This window comes from Pseudomonas sivasensis (genome assembly GCF_021391435.1).
GTDB classification, from domain to species: domain Bacteria; phylum Pseudomonadota; class Gammaproteobacteria; order Pseudomonadales; family Pseudomonadaceae; genus Aquipseudomonas; species Aquipseudomonas sivasensis.
The window spans coordinates 5,116,295-5,141,221 of the sequence record NZ_CP090029.1 but is presented as its reverse complement, the minus strand read 5'-3'; the positions used below and the strand labels follow the sequence as shown (position 1 = coordinate 5,141,221).

The 24,927-nt window shown below is 59.0% G+C and carries 22 protein-coding genes and 2 tRNA genes; 14 read left to right on the top strand and 10 right to left on the bottom strand.

Going from position 1 to position 24,927, the window contains the following annotated elements; translation table 11 throughout:
• Window positions 1-165 precede the first annotated feature (165 nt).
• From rpsP to LRO94_RS23235, 10 genes are all read left to right on the top strand, one after another.
• On the top strand, window positions 166-417 hold the full coding sequence (rpsP, locus tag LRO94_RS23280; RefSeq protein WP_003175899.1) for a 30S ribosomal protein S16: 252 nt from the start codon (window positions 166-168) through the stop codon (window positions 415-417).
• Between the two features lie 5 nt (window positions 418-422).
• Window positions 423-959 carry a ribosome maturation factor RimM gene (gene rimM / locus LRO94_RS23275; protein ID WP_027605457.1) on the top strand — a complete coding sequence of 179 codons (537 nt, stop codon included), beginning with the start codon at window positions 423-425 and terminating at the stop codon, window positions 957-959.
• On the top strand, window positions 941-1,714 hold the full coding sequence (gene trmD / locus LRO94_RS23270) for a tRNA (guanosine(37)-N1)-methyltransferase TrmD (RefSeq protein WP_024077235.1): 774 nt from the start codon (window positions 941-943) through the stop codon (window positions 1,712-1,714). The genes rimM and trmD overlap by 19 nt, the downstream gene beginning before the upstream one ends.
• 45 nt (window positions 1,715-1,759) lie before the next feature.
• Entirely contained in the window at window positions 1,760-2,110 is a 351-nt protein-coding gene (gene rplS, locus LRO94_RS23265) for a 50S ribosomal protein L19 (protein ID WP_003175895.1), read from the top strand.
• 82 nt (window positions 2,111-2,192) lie between these two features.
• Complete coding sequence (locus LRO94_RS23260; RefSeq protein ID WP_032890787.1) at window positions 2,193-2,606, top strand: acyl-CoA thioesterase; 414 nt, start codon at window positions 2,193-2,195, stop codon at window positions 2,604-2,606.
• A 78-nt stretch (window positions 2,607-2,684) separates the two neighbouring features.
• Window positions 2,685-3,581, top strand: a complete 897-nt coding sequence (gene xerD, locus LRO94_RS23255; protein ID WP_032890789.1) for a site-specific tyrosine recombinase XerD — start codon at window positions 2,685-2,687, stop codon at window positions 3,579-3,581.
• A 144-nt stretch (window positions 3,582-3,725) separates the two neighbouring features.
• Entirely contained in the window at window positions 3,726-4,457 is a 732-nt protein-coding gene (locus LRO94_RS23250) for a thioredoxin fold domain-containing protein (protein ID WP_003175893.1), read from the top strand.
• A gap of 129 nt (window positions 4,458-4,586) precedes the next feature.
• Entirely contained in the window at window positions 4,587-5,891 is a 1,305-nt protein-coding gene (locus LRO94_RS23245) for a homoserine dehydrogenase (protein ID WP_179179909.1), read from the top strand.
• 66 nt (window positions 5,892-5,957) lie between these two features.
• Entirely contained in the window at window positions 5,958-7,367 is a 1,410-nt protein-coding gene (gene thrC / locus LRO94_RS23240) for a threonine synthase (protein ID WP_032890793.1), read from the top strand.
• 315 nt (window positions 7,368-7,682) lie between these two features.
• The gene (locus tag LRO94_RS23235) at window positions 7,683-7,967 is read left to right on the top strand and encodes a DUF3509 domain-containing protein (protein WP_032890795.1); all 285 of its coding nucleotides are present in this window, start codon (window positions 7,683-7,685) and stop codon (window positions 7,965-7,967) included.
• A gap of 170 nt (window positions 7,968-8,137) precedes the next feature.
• Here the strand turns inward: LRO94_RS23235 and LRO94_RS23230 are convergent, their stop codons facing one another.
• Window positions 8,138-9,007: a TIGR02285 family protein gene (locus LRO94_RS23230; RefSeq protein WP_179179910.1), complete on the bottom strand. Its 870-nt coding sequence runs from the start codon at window positions 9,005-9,007 to the stop codon at window positions 8,138-8,140.
• A 16-nt stretch (window positions 9,008-9,023) separates the two neighbouring features.
• A complete protein-coding gene (locus LRO94_RS23225) occupies window positions 9,024-10,223 on the bottom strand; it encodes a CaiB/BaiF CoA transferase family protein (protein ID WP_099602737.1) in 1,200 nt (399 codons plus the stop codon).
• Window positions 10,224-10,370: 147 nt separating this feature from the next.
• On the opposite strand from LRO94_RS23225, the gene LRO94_RS23220 reads away from it, so the two are divergent.
• Both LRO94_RS23220 and recJ read left to right on the top strand, forming a co-directional pair.
• On the top strand, window positions 10,371-10,913 hold the full coding sequence (locus LRO94_RS23220; RefSeq protein ID WP_032890801.1) for a YaeQ family protein: 543 nt from the start codon (window positions 10,371-10,373) through the stop codon (window positions 10,911-10,913).
• Window positions 10,914-11,009: 96 nt separating this feature from the next.
• On the top strand, window positions 11,010-12,719 hold the full coding sequence (gene recJ, locus LRO94_RS23215; protein WP_179179911.1) for a single-stranded-DNA-specific exonuclease RecJ: 1,710 nt from the start codon (window positions 11,010-11,012) through the stop codon (window positions 12,717-12,719).
• Between the two features lie 137 nt (window positions 12,720-12,856).
• On the opposite strand, the gene LRO94_RS23210 is transcribed toward recJ, so the two are convergent.
• The 4 genes from LRO94_RS23210 to LRO94_RS23195 form a co-directional block, all read right to left on the bottom strand.
• The gene (locus LRO94_RS23210; protein WP_179179912.1) at window positions 12,857-14,137 is read right to left on the bottom strand and encodes a virulence factor family protein; all 1,281 of its coding nucleotides are present in this window, start codon (window positions 14,135-14,137) and stop codon (window positions 12,857-12,859) included.
• Window positions 14,137-16,779 carry a bifunctional lysylphosphatidylglycerol flippase/synthetase MprF gene (gene mprF / locus LRO94_RS23205; RefSeq protein ID WP_032890807.1) on the bottom strand — a complete coding sequence of 881 codons (2,643 nt, stop codon included), beginning with the start codon at window positions 16,777-16,779 and terminating at the stop codon, window positions 14,137-14,139. The genes LRO94_RS23210 and mprF overlap by 1 nt, the downstream gene beginning before the upstream one ends.
• Before the next feature lie 266 nt (window positions 16,780-17,045).
• Window positions 17,046-17,122: transfer RNA gene (locus LRO94_RS23200), tRNA-Met, on the bottom strand.
• Window positions 17,123-17,362: 240 nt separating this feature from the next.
• Window positions 17,363-17,439 (bottom strand) — tRNA-Met (locus tag LRO94_RS23195).
• Window positions 17,440-17,718: 279 nt separating this feature from the next.
• On the opposite strand from LRO94_RS23195, the gene dinB reads away from it, so the two are divergent.
• A complete protein-coding gene (gene dinB / locus LRO94_RS23190; protein WP_032890809.1) occupies window positions 17,719-18,777 on the top strand; it encodes a DNA polymerase IV in 1,059 nt (352 codons plus the stop codon).
• 130 nt (window positions 18,778-18,907) lie between these two features.
• On the opposite strand, the gene LRO94_RS23185 is transcribed toward dinB, so the two are convergent.
• From LRO94_RS23185 to LRO94_RS23170, 4 genes are all read right to left on the bottom strand, one after another.
• Window positions 18,908-19,861: a hypothetical protein gene (locus tag LRO94_RS23185; protein WP_032890811.1), complete on the bottom strand. Its 954-nt coding sequence runs from the start codon at window positions 19,859-19,861 to the stop codon at window positions 18,908-18,910.
• Window positions 19,862-19,881: 20 nt separating this feature from the next.
• Window positions 19,882-21,597, bottom strand: coding sequence for a proline--tRNA ligase (locus tag LRO94_RS23180; RefSeq protein ID WP_179179913.1), 1,716 nt, complete (start codon window positions 21,595-21,597; stop codon window positions 19,882-19,884).
• Between the two features lie 168 nt (window positions 21,598-21,765).
• Window positions 21,766-23,298 carry an AmpG family muropeptide MFS transporter gene (locus tag LRO94_RS23175; RefSeq protein ID WP_032890815.1) on the bottom strand — a complete coding sequence of 511 codons (1,533 nt, stop codon included), beginning with the start codon at window positions 23,296-23,298 and terminating at the stop codon, window positions 21,766-21,768.
• Between the two features lie 43 nt (window positions 23,299-23,341).
• Complete coding sequence (locus LRO94_RS23170; protein WP_050442874.1) at window positions 23,342-23,725, bottom strand: MGMT family protein; 384 nt, start codon at window positions 23,723-23,725, stop codon at window positions 23,342-23,344.
• Between the two features lie 133 nt (window positions 23,726-23,858).
• On the opposite strand from LRO94_RS23170, the gene LRO94_RS23165 reads away from it, so the two are divergent.
• Window positions 23,859-24,866 carry a DUF481 domain-containing protein gene (locus LRO94_RS23165; RefSeq protein WP_179179914.1) on the top strand — a complete coding sequence of 336 codons (1,008 nt, stop codon included), beginning with the start codon at window positions 23,859-23,861 and terminating at the stop codon, window positions 24,864-24,866.
• The last annotated feature ends 61 nt before the right edge of the window (window positions 24,867-24,927 follow it).

The following is a 24,927-nucleotide window of genomic DNA, read 5'->3' as shown; positions in this document are numbered from 1 at the left end:
CCGTTTTAAACGACGGCTCTATAGCAGATCTGAATGGCACGCTGATAGGCGCCAGAAAAAGACATTTGCAAAAGTCCGGATATTCCTTAGAATATGCGGCCTTTCGGGCACCTATGCCCGCTGTGCATTTAGATTTGCAGCACCGACTACAGGAACGATCTTCACATGCTAACAATCCGTCTTGCCCTCGGCGGCTCCAAAAAGCGCCCGTTTTACCACTTGACCGTAACCGACAGCCGCAACCCGCGCGACGGTTCGCACAAAGAACAGGTTGGTTTCTTCAACCCTGTTGCTCGTGGTCAAGAAGTTCGTCTGTCCGTGAACCAAGAGCGCGTAGCCTACTGGCTGAGCGTTGGCGCACAGCCATCCGAGCGCGTTGCAAAACTGTTGAAGGACTCGGCTAAGGCCGCAGCCTGAGCAATATGAACGCGACGCCAACTGTTGCTGATGATTTGATCGTTATCGGCAAGATTTATTCTGTTCATGGCGTTCGCGGCGAAGTGAAGGTGTATTCCTTTACTGATCCGACAGAAAACCTGTTGCAGTACAAAACCTGGACGCTCAAGCGCGAAGGTAGTGTGAAACAGGTCGAGCTGGTCAGTGGGCGCGGGAGCGATAAGTTCCTGGTCGCGAAGCTCAAGGGTCTTGATGATCGTGAAGAAGCTCGTCTTCTGGCTGGTTATGAGATCTGCGTGCCGCGCAACCTGTTCCCTGAATTGACCGACGGCGAGTACTACTGGTACCAGCTGGAAGGTCTGAAGGTTATTGATCAACTCGGGCAATTGTTCGGGAAAATCGATCATCTTCTGGAAACCGGCGCCAATGATGTAATGGTGGTCAAGCCTTGTGCTGGCAGCCTGGATGATCGCGAACGCTTGTTGCCCTATACGGAGCAATGCGTGCTGGCTGTTGACCTGGCAGCGGGCGAGATGAAGGTGGAATGGGACGCGGACTTCTAAGCGTGGCTAATTTGCGCATTGAAGTGATCAGTTTGTTTCCCGAGATGTTCTCCGCCATCAGCGAGTACGGCATCACCAGTCGGGCGGTGAAACAGGGGCTGTTACAGCTCACCTGTTGGAACCCGCGAGACTACACGACGGATCGACATCACACTGTGGACGATCGCCCATTTGGCGGTGGCCCGGGCATGGTGATGAAGATCAAGCCCCTGGAAGACGCGTTGGTTCAGGCCAAGGCAGCTGCTGGGGAGAAGGCGAAGGTAATTTACCTGTCCCCTCAAGGCCGTCAGCTGAAACAGGCGGCGGTACGCGAACTGGCGAATGAGGAAGCATTAATCCTGATTGCCGGTCGCTATGAAGGCATTGACGAGCGCTTTATTGAGGCTCATGTCGATGAAGAGTGGTCGATTGGGGACTATGTCCTGTCTGGCGGCGAGCTGCCGGCGATGGTCCTGATAGATGCGGTTACACGACTGCTGCCTGGAGCTTTAGGGCATGCGGACTCCGCGGAGGAAGATTCCTTCACGGATGGTTTGCTGGATTGCCCGCACTACACCCGTCCGGAGGTGTATGCGGATCAGCGTGTTCCCGACGTATTGCTAAGTGGCAATCACGCACACATCCGGCGTTGGCGTTTACAGCAGTCCCTTGGTCGGACCTATGAACGACGCGCCGATCTTCTGGAAAGCCGCTCGCTTTCTGGAGAAGAGAAGAAGCTGCTCGAGGAATACATCCTCGCGCGGGACGATAGTTAACAACGTATCGATGGTAGGTCCATTGACTTACCTTAGGAGCACAGCATGACTAACAAAATCATCCTTGCACTCGAAGCAGAGCAGATGACCAAAGAGATCCCTACCTTTGCCCCGGGCGACACTATTGTCGTTCAGGTGAAAGTGAAGGAAGGCGACCGTTCGCGTCTGCAAGCGTTCGAAGGCGTGGTAATCGCCAAGCGTAACCGTGGTGTGAACAGTGCTTTCACTGTTCGTAAAATCTCCAACGGTGTTGGCGTAGAGCGTACTTTCCAGACCTACAGCCCGCAAATCGACAGCATGGCCGTTAAGCGTCGCGGTGACGTACGTAAAGCCAAGCTGTACTACCTGCGTGACCTGTCCGGTAAAGCAGCTCGCATCAAGGAAAAACTGGCTTAAGTCCAGCTTTCCGATGCAGAAAAAAGCAGCCTACGGGCTGCTTTTTTGTGCCTGAAATTTGTCCATTTTCCGGTATTTGCCCATGACTACTCGCCTCGAAGAAATTCAGCGCCGTACTGACCTCTCTGTCACCCATGTGACCAAGGCTGTATTCCCGCCGACGACCAACCACCACAACACCTTGTTCGGCGGCACTGCACTGGCCTGGATGGATGAAGTATCGTTCATCACCGCCACGCGTTTTTGCCGTTTGCCGTTGGTGACGGTTTCTACCGACCGCATCGACTTCAATCATGCGATCCCGGCGGGTTCCATCGTTGAGCTGATCGGCCGTGTGATCAAGGTCGGCAACACCAGTCTCAAGGTTGAGGTGGAAGTGTTCGTCGAGAGCATGAGTGCCGATGGCCGTGAAAAGGCGATCCAGGGCGTGTTCAGCTTTGTCGCGATTGATGCGGACAAGCGCCCAGTACCTGTGCTGCCGGGATTTGCAAACTGAAACATCCTTTTGTAGGAGCCGGCAAGCCGACTTCTACATGCGGTAGCATCCCCCTATTCTTTTCTGCTTCGAGCCCTCATGCCTGCTATCGACCACCCCCTGATCGACCGCTTCCTCGACGCCCTCTGGCTGGAAAAAGGCCTTTCGGACAACACTCGCCAGGCTTACCGCAGTGACCTGGCGCTGTTCAACGGCTGGCTGCAGGAGAATAACCTTGAGCTGGTCAGCGCTGGCCGTGAGCTGATCCTCGATCACTTGGCCTGGCGCCTGGATCAGAATTACAAGCCGCGCTCCACTGCACGTTTTCTATCTGGTGTACGTGGCTTTTATCGCTATCTGCTGCGAGAAAAGCTGATTGCCCTGGACCCGACCTTGCAGGTCGACATGCCGCAACTGGGCAGGCCATTGCCCAAATCCCTATCGGAAGCCGACGTCGACGCCTTGCTCGCCGCCCCTGACCTGAGCGAAGCCATCGGCCAGCGTGACCGCGCGATGCTCGAAGTGTTGTACGCATGCGGGCTACGGGTTACCGAGCTGATCAGCCTGACCCTGGAGCAGGTTAACCTGCGTCAGGGCGTGCTGCGTGTGATGGGAAAGGGCAGTAAGGAGCGGCTGGTGCCGATGGGAGAGGAGGCGATTGTGTGGGTCGAGCGTTATATGCGCGATGCCCGTGGCGAGTTGCTTGGTGGGCGCCCCAGCGATGTGCTGTTTCCCAGCCTGCGCGGTGAGCAAATGACCCGCCAGACTTTCTGGCATCGCATCAAGCACCAGGCCAAGGTCGCCGGAATTGGCAAGAGCCTGTCTCCCCACACGCTACGCCATGCATTTGCCACCCATTTGCTCAACCACGGTGCGGATTTACGCGTGGTGCAAATGCTGCTCGGGCACAGCGACTTATCCACCACCCAGATCTACACCCATGTGGCGCGTGCGCGATTGCAGGATATGCACGCCAAGCACCACCCGCGAGGCTGAAAACCGCCAATTTATCCCGCCGCGGGCTGCCCTGCGGCCCAACTGTGGTAGGCTTTGCCGGTTAGCAAAGGTGACGGTCCCGACCCGTGTCTACAGAGACAGCGGTGTTCCTTCCCGTCCCTGCATCTGCCTTCAGGAGTTCCCATGCGCTTGACCCAGATTATTGCCGCCGCAGCCATTGCGTTGGTTTCCACCTTTGCCGTCGCCGATGATGCTGCCGAGCAGACCATCCGCAAGAGCCTGGCCAACCTGCAACTTGATACCCCGATCGAAAGCATCAGCGCCAGCCCGATGGCCGGCCTGTATGAAGTCAAGCTCAAGGGTAGCCGCGTGTTGTACGCCAGTGCCGATGGCCAGTACATCGTCCAGGGTTACCTGTTCCAGTTGAAAGACGGCAAGCCGGTCAACCTGACTGAGAAAGCCGAGCGTCTGGGCGTGTCCAAATTGATCAATGGCATTCCGGTGGCCGAGACTGTGGTGTACCCGGCCATCGGCGAGACCAAGACTCACATTACCGTGTTTACGGACACCACCTGCCCGTACTGCCATAAGCTGCACGCCGAAGTGCCTGCGTTGAACAAGCTGGGTGTGGAAGTGCGCTACGTAGCGTTTCCGCGTCAGGGCCTGGGTTCGCCGGGTGACGAACAATTGCAGGCGGTCTGGTGCTCGGCCGACAAGAAAGCGGCCATGGACAAGATGGTCGACGGCAAGGAAATCAAGGCCGCCAAGTGCGCCAATCCGGTCTCCAAGCAGTTCGCATTGGGCCAGTCCATTGGCGTGAACGGTACACCGGCTATCGTTTTGGCTGACGGCCAGGTTATTCCGGGCTACCAGCCGGCGCCACAAGTTGCCAAACTGGCGCTGAGTGCCAAATAAACCAGCATCGTCGAACCTTTGACGATCATGGCTCGTTGATCAGTCGACGGGTCATTAATTGAAAGCCGCAGTTGTGCGGCTGTTTTCCACGGCCGACCTAGCGTCGGCCGTTTCATGGGGAGTTCTTCAGTGAAACCGGTCAAAGTAGGCATCTGTGGTTTAGGGACCGTCGGTGGCGGCACCTTCAACGTACTTCAGCGTAATGCTGAAGAAATTTCCCGCCGTGCAGGGCGCGGGATTGAAGTGGCGCAAATTGCCACGCGTTCGCCAAAGCCTCAGTTCGAAACGACCGGTATTGCGATTACCAACGATGTCTTCGCCGTGGCCACCAATCCGGAGATCGATATCGTCATCGAGCTGGTAGGCGGCTATACCGTTGCCCGTGAGCTGGTGCTCAAAGCCATCGAGAACGGCAAGCACGTGGTCACTGCCAACAAGGCGCTGATCGCCGTGCACGGCAACGAGATCTTCGCCAAGGCGCGTGAGAAGGGCGTGATCGTAGCGTTCGAAGCCGCAGTAGCCGGTGGTATCCCGGTGATCAAGGCGATCCGTGAAGGCTTGTCCGCCAACCGTATCAACTGGGTGGCCGGCATCATCAACGGCACCGGTAACTTCATTCTCACCGAAATGCGTGAGAAGGGCCGTACCTTCGAAGACGTGCTGGCAGAAGCCCAGGCTCTGGGTTACGCCGAAGCCGACCCGACTTTCGACGTGGAAGGGATCGACGCGGCCCACAAGCTGACCATCCTGGCGTCCATCGCCTTTGGTATCCCGCTGCAGTTCGACAAGGCCTACACCGAAGGCATCACCAAGCTGACCACGGCCGACGTGAACTACGCCGAAGCCCTGGGCTACCGCATCAAGCATCTTGGCGTAGCGCGCAGCACCCCGGCTGGTATCGAGCTGCGTGTGCACCCGACGCTGATCCCCGCCGATCGCCTGATCGCCAACGTCAACGGCGTGATGAACGCAGTGATGGTCAACGGTGACGCTGCGGGTTCCACGCTGTTCTACGGCGCCGGCGCTGGTATGGAGCCGACCGCTTCCTCGGTGATCGCCGACTTGATAGACGTGGTTCGCGCCATGACCAGCGACCCGGAAAACCGCGTCCCGCACCTGGCCTTCCAGCCTGATTCACTGTCGGCCCACCCGATCCTGCCTATCGAAGCGTGCGAAAGTGCCTACTACCTGCGCATCCAGGCCAAGGATCATCCGGGCGTGTTGGCCCAGGTCGCCAGCATCCTGTCGGAGCGCGGTATCAACATCGAGTCGATCATGCAGAAGGAAGTCGAGGAGCAAAATGGCCAGGTGCCGATGATCCTGCTGACCCACCGCGTGCTTGAGCAGCACATCAACGACGCCATCACCGCGCTGGAAGCCTTGCAAGGCGTTGTCGGCCCGGTCGTTCGTATTCGTGTTGAACACCTGAACTAACCGATTGTTCCAGGGGCCCCGCGCGTTCGGCGGCCTCTGTTCGAGAATGTTTTAGAGGAGCCAGTCATGCGTTACATCAGCACCCGCGGCCAGGCACCGGCCCTGAATTTCGAAGACGTTTTGCTGGCAGGCCTTGCCACTGACGGCGGCCTGTATGTGCCGGAAAACCTGCCACGCTTCACTCAGGAAGAAATCGCCTCCTGGGCCGGGCTGCCGTACCACGAACTGGCGTTCCGAGTGATGCGTCCATTCGTCACCGGCAGCATTCCAGATGCGGACTTCAAGAAGATTCTGGAAGAAACATACGGCGTGTTTTCCCACAGCGCCATCGCGCCGTTGCGCCAACTGAACGGCAATGAGTGGGTGCTGGAACTGTTCCACGGCCCGACTCTGGCGTTCAAGGACTTTGCCCTGCAACTGCTCGGTCGCCTGTTGGATTATGTGTTGGAGAAGCGCGGCGAGCGCGTTGTGATCATCGGCGCTACCTCAGGTGATACCGGTTCGGCCGCCATCGAAGGTTGCAAGCACTGCGAAAACGTCGACATTTTCATCCTGCACCCGCACAAGCGTGTGTCGGAAGTTCAGCGCCGTCAGATGACCACCATCTTTGGCGAGAACATCCACAACATCGCCATTGAAGGCAACTTCGATGACTGCCAGGAAATGGTCAAGAACAGCTTCGCTGACCAGAGCTTCCTCAAGGGCACCCGCCTGGTCGCGGTGAACTCGATCAACTGGGCGCGGATCATGGCCCAGATCGTTTACTACTTCCACGCATCCCTACAGTTGGGCGGCCCGGCGCGTTCGGTGTCGTTCTCGGTGCCGACCGGCAACTTCGGCGATATCTTCGCCGGTTACCTGGCGCGTAACATGGGCCTGCCGATCAATCAGTTGATCGTCGCCACCAACCGCAACGACATCCTGCACCGCTTCATGAGCGGCAATCAGTACGTCAAGGAAACCCTGCACGCTACCCTGTCGCCTTCCATGGACATCATGGTCTCGTCGAACTTCGAACGCCTGCTGTTCGACATGCACGGTCGCAACGGTTCGGCGATTGCCGGCTTGATGGACACCTTCAAGAGCGGCGGCGGTTTCAGCGTTGATGAGGAGCGCTGGACCGAAACCCGCAAGCTCTTTGACTCCCTGGCCGTGGACGATGCACAGACCTGCGAGACCATCGCCGAAGTCTATGCCCAGACCGGCGAACTGCTCGACCCGCACACCGCCATCGGTGTGAAGGCCGCCCGCGAATGCCGTCGCAGCCTGGATATTCCAATGGTGATCCTCGGTACCGCGCACCCGGTCAAATTCCCGGAAGCGGTGGAGAAAGCCGGTGTCGGCAAGGCGTTGGAGCTGCCGGTGCACTTGACCGACCTGTTCGAGCGCGAAGAGCGTTGCACGGTGTTGGCCAATGACTTGAAAGCGGTGCAGGCGTTTGTCAGCCAGCACGGCAATCGTGGTAAGCCGTTGTAAGGCAGACCGCGTACACAAAAACGCCGCTCTCCCTTGCTTGGGTCAGCGGCGTTTTTTGTTTTTTGGCAGCGCTCATTAAGTAAAGGGGCGACCTGCGATAGCGCCCGGCCAAACCCCAAACCACCGCCCATTGCGCAAGCATTTATGTGTCGCCGTTTTTTGCTTGTCATATTGCAAGCGCATGCTGGAAACCTCATCCCCCGGTAACCCCCGTAAATACGAAAAAGCGAACTTTCCTACGTCATAACCAGTCACTTAGGATAGATGCAGTTCCCGTTGAAACGATTGTTCCCGAACTATTGAGTGGTGATCGAGATGGAAAGTATCAGCCTATTGCTCGAAGAAGCACTGACCCCTTATCAGGTTACGCTGACCACTGCGGGTGTTCAGGACGAGTGCTTGGTGACAGTAAAGAATCCTACTGGCGCTATTGTGGTCGAGCGTGAAGTTGACCGTGCCCAATTGATGGATAAACGCGTGCTAGTGGACGTAGTGGACTGCCTGCTGCGTGACATCAAAATTGCAGAAGGCCGATTGGAACCCTCGGTCATTGCCGCCTTACGCAATGCCGCCCAGACCCGTGGCATTGCCCGCGCATGAAGAATTGTTCATCGATGGAAACTTCCTACGGCATGGCCGGTCAGATTTCGTAACAGCAAGAGCAAACATTGTGCTCCGGTGTTTGTGGCTTGCTGTACTGGTCTTTGTTGGCCACGTTTAACCCTGAAGTGTCTCCCCACGCTTCGGGGTTTCTTTTTGCCCGCGATTTGTCAGGGCGTAGTCGCGTCTTGGTAAAACTGGACATGGTCGGTCAGATATTGCGCGCGCAGCGCCGGGTCGAGCCAGGCTGCATAGGCGTGCAGTAGTGGAGCCTGGGGCAGCCCGTTCAACACTTGGTTGATGTGTTCAATTGCCTGGTGGCCCTCAGGCGTATCGGAGCAGCCGATATGCACACGCTGGTAGGGCATGACGCCAGCAATCGGATAGAACGCCAAAGTCAGCGGATCAATCCCCTGGCGCAGGGCGTGATAGCGAATTTCAGTCCAGTAGCCCAGCACGGCTTCCAGGCGACCCAATCGCTGCATTTGCAGCAGGCTGCCCAGGGCGTCGTTTCCGTAGTGCAGCACGCGGGTGGGCGCATCCGTTTGGTCCAGCATTTCATCGATGAGCGTCCCGTAGCTGCGCTCGGCCACCACGCCCAGGCGTGCGCGCTTATCCAGCAGGAGCGCCGCGAGGTCCACCCTTTGCTGTGCGACAAGCGGCGCGAGCACGTCACGGCGGTCCTGACGTACCACCACCCCATTACTGACCATGGAAAAAGCCGGGCGCGAATACACCACCCACTTGGCCCGTTCTGCGGTCCATAGCATGGTGGGGTCGCAGGTCAGTGCGGGGGTCTGAAGTATCTGCAGGCCGCGTGCACGGTTAACGTGCAAAATCTTGTGTTGGTACTCGGGCAGGCGCTCCATCAGCATCGGCAGCAATTCGTCGATGACGCCCTGGCCCTTTTGCGGGCCGTCGAGGATGGTCATCGGGGGCAGGTCGCGGATTAACCAGGTCAAGGTGTCCGCTGCCTTGGCAGACAGCGGCAGAAGCCCGAGCAACGGTGCACAAACACCCAGGAGCCAACGCCGCGCCATTATTGCGAGTGCGCCATCAGATCGCGCCTTGTTCACGTAGCCGGGTGATCGCGGCCGCGTCGTAACCCAGCTCGTTAAGCAGCACGTTGGTGTGCTCGCCCAACTGCGGCCCGACCCACTCGCAGCTCCCGGGCGTGTCCGACAGCTTGGGCACGATGCCCGGCATCTTAAAGTCCTTGCCGCCTGGCAGTTGCGCCTTGAGGAACATCTCCCGCGCCAGGAATTGCGGATCGCCAAGCATGTCCTCGGCGCTGTAGATCCGGCTGGCGGGTACCTCGGCCTTGTTCAGTTGCTCCACCACCTGCTCCAGTGACAGCGAATTGACCCAACGATCAATCACGCCATACAGCTCATCACGGCGGGTATCACGCCCGTCATTGCTCGCCAACTGCGCATCATTCGCCAGGTCTTCACGGCCAATGGCACTCATAAACCGTTTGAAGATTGCATCCCCATTTGCGCCGATCTGCACATGCTTGCCGTCCGCGCTGGTATGGATCGACGACGGTGTAATGCCGGGCATGATGTTGCCGGTGCGCTCACGGATGAATCCGAACACGTCAAACTCAGGAATCATGCTTTCCATCATGGCGAAGATAGCTTCATACAGCGCCACATCCACCACTTGGCCTACGCCGCCATTCACTTCGCGATGACGCAGCGCCATCAATGCACCGATTACTGCCCACAACGCAGCGATGGAGTCGCCAATGGAAATCCCTGTGCGCACTGGCGGGCGGTCCTCGAAACCGGTGATGTAACGCAGCCCGCCCATGGATTCACCGACGGCACCAAACCCCGGCTGGTCTTTCATCGGTCCGGTCTGGCCAAAGCCCGAGAGGCGCACCATCACCAGTTTCGGGTTCAGCGCGTGCAGGGTTTCCCAGCTCAGGCCGAGCTTCTCCAGTACACCGGGGCGAAAGTTCTCGATGAGAATGTCGGCGTCCGTCAGGAGTTGCTTGAGAATCTCCAGACCGTCCGGGTGCTTTAGGTTCAGCGTCAGGGATTTTTTGTTGCGTGCCTGCACGAACCACCACAGCGAGGTGCCCTCGTACAGCTTGCGCCATTTGCGCAGCGGATCGCCGCCATTCGGGGATTCGACCTTGATCACTTCTGCACCAAATTCAGCGCAGATACGCGAAGCGAACGGGCCGGCGATCAGGGTGCCGAGTTCGATGACTTTCAGGCCGGCAAGCGGTTTGGCATTAAACGACATGGGGATCCTTGTCTGCGCGGAGCGGGTGTGTGATGCCTTTTAACATAGGCGAGCGGCCAGGGATAAGCGTGAAACAGCGCAGGATTCGTTGAATGGCACCACCATCAGTTAGACTGGCCGCCTTTCCCTGTCTCTAGAAGCCCGTTCATGGCCCAGCCGTCCACGACCTACAAATTCGAACTCAACCTCACCGACCTCGACCGTTCGGTGTACGAGAGCGTCAAACAGACCATCGCTCGCCACCCTTCGGAAACCGAAGAACGCATGACTGTGCGCCTGCTGGCCTACGCCCTTTTTTACAATGAGCAATTGGCATTCGGTCGTGGCCTTTCAGATGTAGACGAACCGGCCCTGTGGGAAAAAAGCCTGGATGATCGGGTTTTGCACTGGATCGAAGTCGGCCAGCCCGATGCCGACCGCCTGACCTGGTGCTCGCGCCGTACTGAACGTACCAGCCTGCTGGCTTATGGCAGCCTGCGTGTATGGGAAGGCAAAGTGGTGCCGGTGGCGAATAATCTGAAAAACGTACACATCGCTGCGGTGCCCCAGGAGATTCTGGAGGTTCTGGCCAAGGACATGCCCCGCGTAATCAAGTGGGACGTGATGATCAGCGAAGGCACGATCTTCGTCACTGATGACCGTGGCCAGCATGAAGTGCAACTGCAATGGCTGGTCGGCGAGCGCGGTTGAATACTGCGGGGAGGGCTTGCCCCTTCCACATGTGCCCCGTGTTGCCTTCAGCGTTGTCGTTTAACCGTCGTATCAAAGAGAAGCGCCCATCACCCCATGCGTATCGATCCTCGTCCGTTGCCCGCTGTCCTGCCATTTCTCGGTGAATTGCCACCGCTGTTGACCCGTCTTTATGCCGCACGCGGGGTGCAGTCCGAGGCCGAGCTGGATAAAAGCCTGGCAAGGTTGATTCCCTATCAACAGCTCAAGGGCATCGACGCCGCCGTAGACCTTTTGGTGACGGCCCTGGAGCAACGCCAACGCATCCTCATCGTTGGTGACTTCGACGCCGATGGCGCCACCGCCAGCACTGTAGGCACCCTGGGCCTGCGTTTGCTCGGTGCCGCCCATGTCGATTACCTGGTGCCCAATCGCTTCGAATACGGCTACGGCCTGACGCCTGAGATTGTCGCCGTGGCCCTGCAGCGCGAGCCGCAGTTGCTGATTACCGTGGACAACGGCATCTCCAGCGTCGAAGGCGTGGCCGCAGCGAAGGCGGCGGGGTTGCAGGTGTTGGTCACCGACCACCACTTGCCCGGTGACGAGTTGCCGGCGGCAGACGCCATCGTCAATCCTAACCAGCCGGGCTGTGAGTTTCCGAGCAAGGCGTTGGCCGGTGTTGGCGTGATTTTCTACGTGCTGATGGCGCTGCGCGCGCGCTTGCGTGATCTGGGCTGGTACGCGAACAAGCCGCAGCCGAATATCGGCGATCTGCTCGACTTGGTCGCCCTGGGCAGTGTCGCCGACGTGGTGCCGCTGGACGCCAACAATCGCATCCTGGTGCACCAAGGCCTGGAGCGTATCCGCGCAGGTCGCGCACGGCCTGGGATCAAGGCGATCCTTGAAGTGGCCAAGCGCGATGCGGCGCGCATCACCTCCACCGACCTAGGCTTTATTCTCGGGCCGCGGCTCAACGCCGCCGGGCGCCTGGACGACATGAGCCTGGGTATCGAATGCCTGCTCACCACGGATTTCGCGGCGGCGCGGGAAATGGCGGCGCAACTGGACGGCATGAACCAGGACCGTAAATCCATCGAGCAAGGTATGCAGCGCGAGGCTCTGGCCCAGCTCAAGGACTTGCCGGTGGAATCAATGCCCTATGGCCTGTGCCTGTTCGACCCTGAATGGCACCAAGGCGTGATCGGCATTCTGGCGTCACGCATGAAAGAGCGTTATTTTCGCCCGACCATCGCCTTCGCCGATGCGGGTGATGGCCTGCTTAAGGGCTCTGGGCGCTCTGTGCCGGGTTTTCACATCCGTGATGCGCTGGCGGTGGTCGCCAGCCAGCATCCCACTCTGATCGCCAAGTACGGCGGCCATGCCATGGCGGCGGGTCTGACATTGCCAGAGGCGAATTTCCCTCTGTTTGCCGAAGCTTTTGATGCCGAAGTGCGTCGTCAACTGCGTGAAGAAGACCTCACCGGTCGCCTGTTGTCCGACGGCACACTGGCGGTTGAGGAGTTTCACCTGGAGCTGGCCCGCGCCCTGCGGCACGCCGGTCCTTGGGGGCAGCACTTCCCCGAGCCGCTGTTTCACGGGGTGTTTCATTTGGTGGAGCAACGTGTGGTGGGGGAGCGGCACCTGAAAGTGGTGCTCAAGAGCGAATGCGGGTCAGTGAAGCTCGATGGCATCGCCTTTGGCGTGGACCGTGAGGTCTGGCCGAATCCGACCGTGCGATGGGTGGAGTTGGCCTACAAGCTGGACGTGAACGAGTTTCGTGGGAATGAAACCGTGCAGTTGATGATTGCCCACATCGAGCCGCGTTAGATTTTACTAACACCGCAAAACAACTGTGGGAGGGGGCTCGCCCCCGATAGCTGAGTGTCAGTCAACAATGCTGTGACTGACCTACCGCTATCGGGGGCAAACCCCCTCCCACATTTTGATTTGTGTAAGGCCTGGGGTTATTCGCTTTTGGCCTGGTGCTTGACGATGATATCCACCAACCGCTTGGCCAGCGCCGGGTAGTTCTCATCGAAGTGATGCCCGCCGGGCAGCTTCAAAGCCTCGCCCACGGCGGTCTTGTCGGTGCAGCCACTCTCGTCGACTTCTTCGGCGCCGTAGATGCACACCACTTTCTCAGGCGGCAGCTTGGCCATTTCCGGGCCGGTCGCGGCTTCTTTGCCGGCGTTGCCCAGCCAGCCTTCCACTTCGATCTCAAAGCTACCGGTGCGGGCGAAGGCCAGCAGGATGATCGCATCGACGCGCTGTTGCTCGTTCTCCGGCATGCGGTTATAGATCGCTGGCAACACGTCGGCGCCGAACGAATAACCGGTCAGCACAAAGCGCTTGGTGCCCCACTTTTGCCGGTAGTGCTGCATCAGCTCGGTCAGGTCTTTGGCGCTTTGTTCCGGCGTCTTGTGCTGCCAGTAGTAGCGCAGGGTATCGATGCCGACCACTGGGTAGCCGATCTTGGCCATTTCACCGGCCACGTCGCGGTCCAGGTCCCGCCAGCCGCCGTCCCCGGAGAGGAACAGGGTCACGGTGTCCTTAGCCTGGCCTGCCGGGACTTCCACCACGGGAATCGCCAGGCCACCGTTATCCGAACCCACCAGTTGCTTGCGCAGTTCGTTGTTCAGTACTTGCGGGTAGTGAATGTCGTAGTCACTGATGCTGGTTGTGGCGCGTGGTGTATCGCGTACGAAACTGGCGCTTTCGTCGTCAGGGTTGTCATTCCACGCCACCAGCCAGTTGCCGTGCTCTGCAGTTTTCGGCAGTGGATCTTTGCAGCCTTCCTGCGCCAGAGCGAAGCCAACAGAGATGGCATTGGCCTTGTCGTCGTTCTGAGTGGCCAGCCAGCGCCAGGCAAGCGCCGCGCCAGGGCCGATGCCGCTGACCAGCGTCGCTGGGCCCTTGAGCTGGCTCAAGGCGCTTTGCAGCGCTTGTTCCTGCAGCTTGCAGTCATCTTTTGGCAAGACCACCTGGACGATCTGCGCTTTGCCACCCTGGCTCAGGGTTAACAACTGGCTATCGGTCAGGGTTTCGTCGGCCATTACCGCCACGGCCACACGGGCTTTCGGGTTGCCGGCCGGGGTCACGCGGGTCATTACCGAGCCATCGGCCTGGGGCAGTTGCTCCAGGGTCGGCTGCGGGGCAGGGCGTTTCAAATACCAAAAGCCGCCACCCAGAACCAGGGCCAGCAGCACTACAAAGGCCAATACATACCGCCAGGAGCGTCGAATCATCAGCGTTTCACCAATCCAGTCAAGCCACCCGCGATCAGGGCGGCGGTATCGGCCAGTGCCACCAGCGGATCAAGTCCTGCGGGCACGGCCATGTAACGGGGTTCCCAGTCTGGCTGGAACTTGTCTTTGAAGCGGCGCAAACCTTGGAAGTTATACAGTTGCTCGCCACGACGGAACACCATCGAACCCAAACGCTGGGTCAGTGGCGCGCCGCGTCGCGGTTGCAGGCCCGACAACGGCACCATGCCGAGGCTGAAACGGGCGTAGCCGTGACTCTTATAGTGTTGAATCAGACCGACCATCATGAATTCCATGGTCAACTTGGGCGCATCCGGATGGGCGCGCATCAGGTCGAGGCTGGCCAGGTCGTGATTGTAAGTCTCAAGCAAGTTGGCGAAGGCTACCGGGCGTCCTTCGAAGCGAATGATCGCAATCCGAAAATGCTTGAGGTAGTCGTCACTGAAGCGTCCCAGGGAAAACCCTTTTTCGCGCACATTCTTACCGGTAAGCCATGCGTCCGAGATGACTTTTAATTCATCCATCGGCGCCGTACCCGGTTCATGGATCTCCAGGGACAGACCGTCTCGGGTGCCACGGTTCCAGGTGTAGCGCAGATCCTTCATCTCTTTGCCTTTGGCTTCCAGGTCAAAGCGTTTCAGGTCGACGCGCGCCTCTTCGCCCAGCTTGATCGCGGTTAGGCCGATGTCCATGTAGTAGGGCAGGTTCTCTGCCCGTACCTGATAGAACACAGGACGCGCGTGGTGGATGTCGCACAGGTCGCGGAACTGCCAAATCATCTCGGCCCTTGGTTGGGTCGGTCCAATTGGGTCGTACAAGGCCACCAGGCTGCGGCCGCGACGGGCATACATCAGGAAGGCTTCGTCGTTGGGGTGGAACAGCAGCGCCTTGTCACCGGTCAGCGCAAGGCCACCGTCGGGTTGGGACGAAGCCATCAGGATCTTCGAGGCGCGCTCCAGCTCATCCGGGGTCGGCAGGTGGATCACCGGGCGGGCGGTGCGCAGCAACCAGGTCAGCGATACGATCACCAGCAGCACGGCGGCTCCCAGCAATGAGCGCAGGCCGCGTGGGGCGTTGGCATCGAGGGTGAACTGCCACCACAGTTGATGGCTGTACGGCACATCTTGATAGGCAAACAGCAGCAGCCAGATCGAGGCACCCAGCACGCAGACGCTGGACACCAGGTACAGCGGTGAGAACGGCAGTTCTGTCAGGCGGCTGGCGCGGTAGAACGAGCGGCGAAAGATCGCCAGCAGCACCGCCGTCATGGTCATCAGGCTGGCTTCTTCCCAGTCGAAGCCTTTGAGCAGCGAGAGCAGGGCGCCCACCAGCAGCAGCACCATGGTCAGCATCCAGGCCGCCGACAAACGCCGACGCAGGCCCTGGGCCAGCAACAGGCACAGTACGCCTATCAGGCTGGCACCAAAGTGCGAGGCATCAATCAGGCGGTGGGGAATCAGGAAGCCGATGTTTTCCAGGCGTGAATCGATCTCTGGCGTGGCGCCTGAAAACAGCAGGACCACGCCGGACAAAAAAACCAGTACGGCCAGCACTGGCGCCGCCAGACCTGAGGCCACGCGCAGGCTCTGCTGGGTCTGGAATAGTCGTTGCGCCTCGTTGATCAGCAGGAACACGCACGCGATCAGGAGCGGCAACACTACGTAGATCATCCGATACAGCAGCAGGGCAGCGGCCAGTGGTGCGGCGCCGAGCTTGTCTGCAAATGCGGCGAGCAGTATCGCTTCGAACACCCCGACTCCGCCCGGTACGTGGCTGAGCACGCCAGCGGCGAGGGCCAGCAGGTAAACCAGCAGGAATGGACCGAAGGGCGGCGCTTCTGGCAGCAATAGATAGAGGACAGTGGCGGCGGCGGCGACATCCAGGGCAGTGATGACCAATTGCAGGAGCGTCAGGCGCCGGCCGGGCAGGCGCAGGGTGCGACGGCCGACTTTGACCAGCAGGTTGTCCGGGTAAGGTTGCTCCGGCAAGCGGCGGCGGTAAATGCCGATACACAGCGCGGCCGACAACAGCAGCACGGCACCGGCAATCGCGCCGAGCAGGCCTTGCGACAGATGCAGGTAGGTCGACGCTGCAGGCAGGTTGCTCAGTGTCGCGAGTGCGGCCAGCGGGGGCAGGGCGCAGCCCAGGGCCAGGCTGGCGAATACAGTCATATGGGCGACTTCCGAGGCCCCAATGCCATGGCGTGCATATAAACGGTAGCGCACCGAGCCGCCGGAGAGCATCGACAGGCCAATCGCATTGCCAATGGCAAAGGCGGTGAAGCCGCCATGGGCCAGTGTCTTGGCGGGCAGCTTCACACCGGCATAGCGTGCGCCGGAGAACTCATAGCCGAGAAGAATGACAAACCCTGCGACGCCCGCGGCAAATGCTCCCAGCAGTGCAGGCTTAGGCACTTCCAGGATCGAGTCGTGAAGTGCGTACAGGTCGAGTTCCAGCAGAAGGTGGCGGCAAGCGATCAAGGCGATGGCGAACAGCAACAGGGTGACCGCCAGCCCGAGGGGTTGCCGGTACTTGCTGATCAGATCCAGCCAACGCAATCGGGTAGGCGTGATCGGTTGTTCTGCTGTGACGGTGTCTTGTGGTTCAGACGAGTTGGCGCGCATCAATCACCTCGTGGATTGTGCGCGACAGGATGGGGGTATCCAGCCAAGTTACCAATCCCTATGGACAAAATAATTACAAATATTAACGCGTATCACCGGGGGCGGCGACAGCGGCCCTTGGTCGTAGAGGAGTAAGCATAGCGTGCGATGAGATGGACTCTACAAACCGTGTACGGTTTCATGAAAGATGCCATCCCATTGTTTCAGAAGAACTTTTTCACCGGATACAAAAAAGGCCACTCTTTCGAGTAGCCTTTTTTGATGTTTGGTTGCGGGAGCCGGATTTGAACCGACGACCTTCGGGTTATGAGCCCGACGAGCTACCAGACTGCTCCATCCCGCGTCTGTGGGCGGCATTCTACAGCCAAGCGGCGAGGTGTCAACCGTTAATCAACCGATGGTGCAAATAAGTGTGAATTAACCGCCCATGCAACCTAAGTTCTCGATTGAGAAGGCTTTTTGTGGTGAGCAGGCTTGCTCCGCGTCGGGCGCGAAGCGTTCGTAATGAAGTGCACGCGATCCAGGTTTGAAAAACACACGCGCACAAAAAAGGCCACTCTTTCGAGTAGCCTTTTTTGATGTTTGGTTGCGGGAGCCGGATTTGAACCGACGACCTTCGGGTTATGAGCCCGACGAGCTACCAGACTGCTCCATCCCGCGTCTGTGTGTCGGCATTCTACAGAGGATCACGAGTGTGTCAACCTGTGAGTTGAAGAAAAGCGCTTGTGCTTCAATCGGTTAGCTCTCCAGAAAGCCTTGTAAGGGCCGCGCGAGCCAGGCGGGCCAAGGGTTTCGGCTCTATCGGGATGCTGTTTTCGATTGAAAAAATAAATCCATTTGTGAAATTTCCTACCGCTTAGGCAGAAGATTCAAACTACTGGTGCTATATACAGGTGCGAGTGCGATACTGCCCACCCGTAGGATTTCACCCCTCTATATATGACGCAGCGCAAAATCATCCACGTCGACTGTGATTGCTTCTACGCCGCTATCGAGATGCGCGATAACCCGAGCCTGGCGCAAAAGCCTCTGGCTGTGGGTGGCTCGGCGGACCGAAGGGGCGTGATCGCTACGTGCAATTACGAAGCGCGGGCGTACGGGGTGCGCTCAGCCATGTCGTCGCGCCATGCCTTGAAGCTTTGCCCGGACCTGACCATCGTCAAGCCGCGCATGGATGCTTATAAAGAAGCGTCGAAGGAAATTCAGACGATCTTTCGCGACTACACCGACTTGATTGAGCCATTGTCCTTGGATGAAGCCTACTTGGACGTCTCGGACAGCCCGCATTTTGGCGGCAGTGCCACGCGTATTGCCCAAGACATTCGTCGGCGGGTCTCCAACCAATTGCACATCACCGTATCCGCCGGCGTGGCCCCGAATAAATTCCTGGCCAAGATCGCCAGCGACTGGAAAAAGCCCAACGGCCTGTTTGTGATCACCCCGGACCAGGTCGAAGACTTTGTCTCGCAGTTACGCGTGAGCAAGTTGCACGGCGTCGGCAAGGTCACGGCCGACAAGCTGGCTCGTTTGGGTATTGAAGACTGCCTGCAACTGCGCGAGTGGAGCAAACTGGCGTTGGTACGGGAATTCGGTAGTTTTGGCGAGCGACTCTGGAACCTGGCTCGTGGGATCGATGAACGCGCAGTGCAGAACGACAATCGTCGGCAATCGATCAGTGTGGAAAATACCTACGACGTGGACCTGCCGGATCTCTCAAGCTGCCTGGAAAAACTCCCTGAACTGATGGAGACCCTGGCCGGGCGCATGGCGCGCATCGACAGCAGTTACCGTGCGGGCAAACCGTTCGTTAAGGTGAAGTTTCACGACTTTACCCAGACCACCTTGGAGCAGGCGGGGGCAGGGCGGGATCTGGAGAGTTATCAACAGCTGATGACCCAGGCGTTTAATCGTGGTGATAAACCGGTGCGATTGTTGGGTATTGGCGTGCGGTTGCTGGACCTAAGCGGCGGCCACGAACAGTTAGAGTTCTCTTGGTAGAAACCGGAAACAAAATGTGGGAGGGGGCTTGCTCCCGATAGCGGTGGGTCAGCTACGTATAAGCTGACTGATGCACCGCAATCGGGAGCAAGCCCCCTCCCACATTTGGATCTACAGTGTTTTCGAAGTCTCAGCGTGCTCCGGGATCTGCGACTAACCGCCCCGCGTCCTTGGTCAGCGCCTGCAGGAATTCCTGCTGTAGCTCCGGATCATTGCGGGTCAGCTCAATCAGGCTTTGTTCCAGTTCACTGGCTTCTTCTTCCAAGCCCAGCTCCGACAGACGCTTGACCCGGTGCACCCATTGGCTGACTTCGTCGTCTTCCAGGTCGTCGTAGATCAGGCCGTGGGCTTCCAGCAACTTGCCGCGCAAGGTACTGCTGATTGCCAGGGTCGAGTCCGAATGTACGTCGTCCTGGCCATCTTCCACGCTGATCTTCAGCGTCGTGATGCGATTCAGGTCTTGCTCGGCAAACGGGCTGTCCAACAGGTTCAGGCGCAGGACGCCGTTGCGGTCGGTGGTCAGCTCGTGGATCTTTTTGCCGGCGGTGACCTGCACCGGTCGTTCGCTCCAGGGCAGGCTTGAATACTCCACGCGCTTGTCACGCTGGACTTCATCGATACCTGCCAGATTCTGTTGCGCCCGGCCGTGGGATTGCACGTTCATGAACGGGTTGAGACCGTCCACGCCGTAAGTCAGCCAGTCGTGGGTCATGCTGGTAGGCAGGTTGCCGAGGGCGAAGATATTCGCCACGTTGGCACCCGCGCCCGCCACCAATGCCACCGCACCCAGGGGCAACTCATAGAGTTTGCGCCAGGGCTGGTAAGGCGTGTAGCGGTCGTAGCGACGGGTGACTTCGAATTCGGTGACCTCGAACGTCTTCTGCTCGTGAATGCGAACCCGGCGTTGCGGCAGTTCCAGCACTTTGGGATCGCCTACATCGATCTGCAGACTGTGGTCGAGCAACTTACGCTCGACCCGCTCCTCGTGCTCACTGCGTTGCGACATCTGGTTGGCGCAGCCGCTGACCAGCAGGGCGCCGCACAAGGCGGCGCCCCCCAGGGCTCTGGTGTTTCGCTTGAACATGACTTCTCTTGATCTGGTTTTCAGCGACGAATACGCGCCTGAAGGAAAGACAGCACTTCAGCCACCGGCAACGGCTGGGCTTCGGCTTCGGTCCGGCTCTTGTATTCCAGATTGCCATCGGCCAGGCCGCGGTCGCTGACCACGATCCGGTGCGGGATGCCAATCAGTTCCATGTCGGCGAACTTGATGCCCGGGCTGGTTTTCTTGTCCCGGTCATCGAGCAGCACTTCAAAACCGGCGGCGGTCAGTTCGGCATACAGTTTGTCGGTGGCTTCGCGTACTTGCTCGGTTTCGTAACGCAGGGGTACCAGGGCGATCTGGAACGGCGCCAGTGTGTCGCTCCAGATGATGCCTTTCTCATCGTTGTTCTGCTCGATGGCAGCAGCAACCACGCGGGATACGCCAATGCCGTAGCAACCCATGTCCAGGGTGATCGGCTTGCCGTTCTCGCCCAGCACTTCGCACTTCATCGCCTTGCTGTACTTGTTGCCCAACTGGAAGATGTGCCCGACTTCGATGCCGCGCTTGATTTCCAGGGTGCCCTTGCCATCCGGGCTTGGGTCGCCGGCGACGACGTTGCGCAGGTCCGCTACGGTCGGAACTGGCAGGTCACGTTCCCAGTTCACGCCGAAATAGTGCTTATCGTCGATGTTCGCGCCGATACCGAAGTCGCTCATCAACTCTACCGAACGGTCGATGATGATCGGCAGCGGCAGGTTCAGCGGGCCGAGGGAGCCGGCGCCGGCGCCAATGGCGTCGCGCAGTTCGGCATCGGTGGCCATGACCAGCGGGCTGGCCACGCCAGGCTGCTGGGCAGCCTTGATTTCGTTGAGTTCGTGGTCGCCACGGATCACCAAGGCGATCAGCTTGCCTTCTTCCTCGGCGCGCACGATTAGGGTCTTGATGGTCTTTTCAATCGGCAGATTGAATTTTTCCACCAGGGCCGCGATGGTCTTGGTTTCTGGCGTGTCCACCAAGCGCAGTTCTTCAGCCGGCGCTGGGCGTGAGGTTTCGCGCGGTACGGCTTCGGCTTTCTCGATGTTGGCCGCGTAGTCGGAACCGTTGCTGAACGCGATATCGTCTTCGCCGGATTCAGCCAGTACGTGGAACTCGTGGGAACCGGCACCGCCGATGGAGCCATTGTCCGCTTCAACTGCCCGGAACTTCAGGCCCAAGCGCGTGAACACATTGCAGTAAGCCTGGTGCATACGATCGTAGGTGACCTGAAGCGATGCCTGGTCAGCGTGGAACGAATAGGCGTCCTTCATGATGAATTCGCGGCCGCGCATCAAACCGAAGCGTGGGCGGATTTCATCACGGAATTTGGTCTGGATCTGATACAGGTTCAGCGGCAGTTGCTTATAGCTGCTCAGCTCGTTGCGCATCAGGTCGGTGATCACTTCTTCGTGGGTCGGGCCAGCGCAGAAGTCGCGGCCATGACGGTCTTTGAAGCGCAGCAACTCAGGGCCGTACTCTTCCCAGCGCCCGGATTCCTGCCACAACTCAGCCGGTTGGGTGCTCGGCATCAACACTTCGAGAGAGCCGGCGGCGTTCATTTCTTCACGAACGATGGCTTCGACCTTGCGCATCACCTTCAAGCCCATGGGCAGCCAGGTGTACAGGCCGGAGGCCAGTTTGCGGATCATGCCGGCGCGCAGCATCAGCTGATGGCTGATCACGACCGCGTCGGAAGGCGTTTCTTTCTGTGTGGCGAGCAAATATTGACTGGTACGCATGGTAGGCCGTTGTCGGTTGCTTGGACTTGAAATGACTTGGGATTGTACGGGCGCAAACTGCCGCCGTACAGGCATCAGAATATAGGGCTGTTTGAAGGAGCGAGGGGGACGCCTAGTTCTTGCTCGCTATGGGGGCGCCGCAGTCTGGCTTTTAAAGGGCCCCCAAAATCAGTCTTCTGCCGGCGGATTCAACCGAATCCGCCGATTCTCCTGAAACCAGTGCAACGCAATCAGCAGCAGCGTCGGCACCCCCAGCATGCAGGTGATCAGGAAGAAGTTGTGATATCCGAACTTCTCCACCATCACCCCCGAATACCCACCGATCAGGCGCGGCAGCAGGAGCATGATCGAACTGAGCAAGGCATATTGAGTGGCGGAAAACTTGAGGTTGGTAAGGCTCGACAGGTAAGCCACAAATGCCGAGGTGGCCAGGCCGGAGCTGAAGTTGTCCAGGGAGATGGTGAAGATCAGCATCTGCAGGTCGGGGCCCATGTCTGCGAGCATCACGAATAGCAGGTTGGTGCCGGCCGACAGGACACCGCCGATAAACAGGATCGGCAGGATGCCGAACCGCACAATCAGCAAACCACCCATGCCGGCGCCGAGCAGGGTCATGATCAGGCCGAAGATCTTGCTGACCCCGGCGATCTGATCCTTGGTAAAGCCCTGGTCGATGTAGAACACGTTGGCCATCACGCCCATCACGGTGTCGGACATGCGATAGGTGGCGATTAGCCCGAGCAGCAGCAGTGCCTGCCAGCGGTAGCGCAGGATAAAGTCGTTGACCGGTGTCAGCACCGGCGCCAGGCCGCGACGGCCCATGGTCGAGAGGCACAGGGCGGTGAGGATGATATAGAGAATGGCGCGCAGGAACGCGCGGTCCTCCATCAGCAGGTCCCACACGCTGGTGTCGTGGAACACCACGCTTCCGAAGTCGGTGTTGTACAACTGGGTAAACATGGCGGGCACTGACACCAGCAGAACGATCAGCACAAACACCGACATCAGTTGGTGCATGAAACTGTAGCGCCCAGCCTGCAACTGGGTGCGCAATGGCACATTGGGTTCGCGCATGAACAGGGTGGTCAGCAGCGCCGGGATCATCAGCACGCCGAACAGCACATAGGTGCCGGTCCACGCCGAGTGTTTATAGTTGAAACCGGTGGAGCCGAAGCCTTCGGCAAAGAACAGTGCTCCCGCCGTGGCCAGCAGGGCGGCTATGCGGTAGCCGGACATATAGCTGGCGGCCAGCGCGGCCTGGCGGCTGTCGTCGGCGATTTCCAGGCGATAGGCATCGACCGCGATGTCTTGGGTGGCGGACGCGAAGGCGACGACGACGGCAATAGCGATCAGCCAGGACAAATGTTTCTGCGGGTCGCAGAAACCCATGCCGATCAATCCAAGGATCACCAGCGACTGGGCCAATACCAGCCAGGAACGACGCCGTCCAAGTTTGCCGAGCAGCGGCAGGCGCCATTGGTCGAGCAGTGGTGACCAGACCCATTTGAAGGCGTACGCCAGACCGATCAGGCTCGCATAGCCGATGGTCTCGCGGGCCACACCGGCCTCGCGCAGCCACACCGAAAGCGTCGAGAACACCAACATGTAAGGCATGCCGGCGGCAAAGCCGAGCAACAACAGCACTAACGTCGAGGGGCTGGCATAGGCGGCGAGCGCGGCGCGCCAGGTTTTACGGGGCATGGGCTGGAGTCTGCCTCAGGTTTGCGGAAACAAAGCGCGCACTCTAACCGCTGTGCTCTACCGGGCGCCAGCCATGGCGCTGAATATCCACGCGATTATTACGGACAGTGACGCCTTCATCGCGCAAACGCGCACGCTGCTCGTCGCCCGAGGCGCTGCCCACCGGCAGGCTTATCCGACCGCCGGCACCCAGCACGCGATGCCAGGGCAATGTGGTGCCTTCTGGGAGTTGGCTCAAGGTGCGCCCCACCCAGCGTGCAGCGCGGCCCAGCCCGGCCAGTTGCGCCAGCTCGCCGTAACTCACCACGCAGCCGGCGGGGACTTGCGCCAATGTCAGGTACAACGCGGTACGGCGCATCTCGGCCGCGTTTTGCGGGGTGTCGGCAGATTGATTCACTGAGGTGCTATCCGTTGAAAATGTCGGCATATCTGTAAGAAATATGCTGTAAGCAGGGTGTTGAGAATTGAACTCAATACAGATCCTTGAGTCAGTCCTTGCTAACACGTCATCTAAGACGATAATGCCCTCTTTTCGCCAAAACCGAGCCTCGAATCCGCATATGTTGTCCAGAACCCTGCTGTGCCTTGCTGTTTTCAGCGCCTCAACACCTTTGCTCGCCGATACCGTCTGGTTGAAGAACGGTGACCGCCTGACCGGCAAGATCAAGGTATTTGACGGTGGCAAGCTGCTGATCCAGACCGACTACGCGGGTGCAATCCCGGTGGACTGGAAGCAGGTTAAAACCCTGGAGAGCGACCAGGAGTTGTTGGTCAAGCAGGACGCCTACACTGGCGAGAAGGCCAAATCCCTCAAGGCTGCGGATGATGGCAAAGTGGTGCTGGCCAATGGCGAAGCGCCCAAGACTGTAGAACTGGCCAGCATCCAGCAGATCATCAAGCCCAAGCCTGTGATCGAAGACCTGGTGTGGAAGGGCAACGTCGACATGGCGCTGGACTACAAACGCGCCGAGAACGACACCAACGACTACGATATCGACTTCAAAACCACTGCCCGCCATGGCCAGTGGCGGCATACCGGTCAAGGTGAGTACAACCGCGAATTCCAGGACGACGTGGCCACCACCGACAACTGGGCTTTGGAATACGACCTGGACCGGTTCATCACCGAGCATTGGTTCTGGCAAGGGCGTTTGACCTACAAGCGCGACAAAGTGGAAGATCTTGCGCGTCAACGCACGGTCGGTACCGGTCCGGGCTACCAGTTCTGGGACGACGAATTGGGTGCGTTCTCCCTGGGGTCGCTGGTCAACCGCACCGATTATGAATATGCCGATGGCGGTAAGGACAACTTCTATTCCCTGGCTATGAAGTGGAACTACAACCGCTATCTGGTGGGCAAGACCGTCGAGTTCTTCACCACTGGCGAACTGGGCAAGCCTATCGATGCGCCCGCGGATTACTCTCTGGATGCGGAAGTCGGCCTGCGCTACAAGGTCACCGAGTGGGCTTCCCTCAATCTCAAGGCCGAGCGCGACGTTATCAGTGGCGACTCGGAAAGCAGTTTGAGCAAGACCCGCTACACCGCAGGCTTCGGCGTGGCCTGGTAATAAGGCTGCATAAAACCTGCTTGGCAACCTGCGCGGATATTGATTACCTTGTGTTGCGATC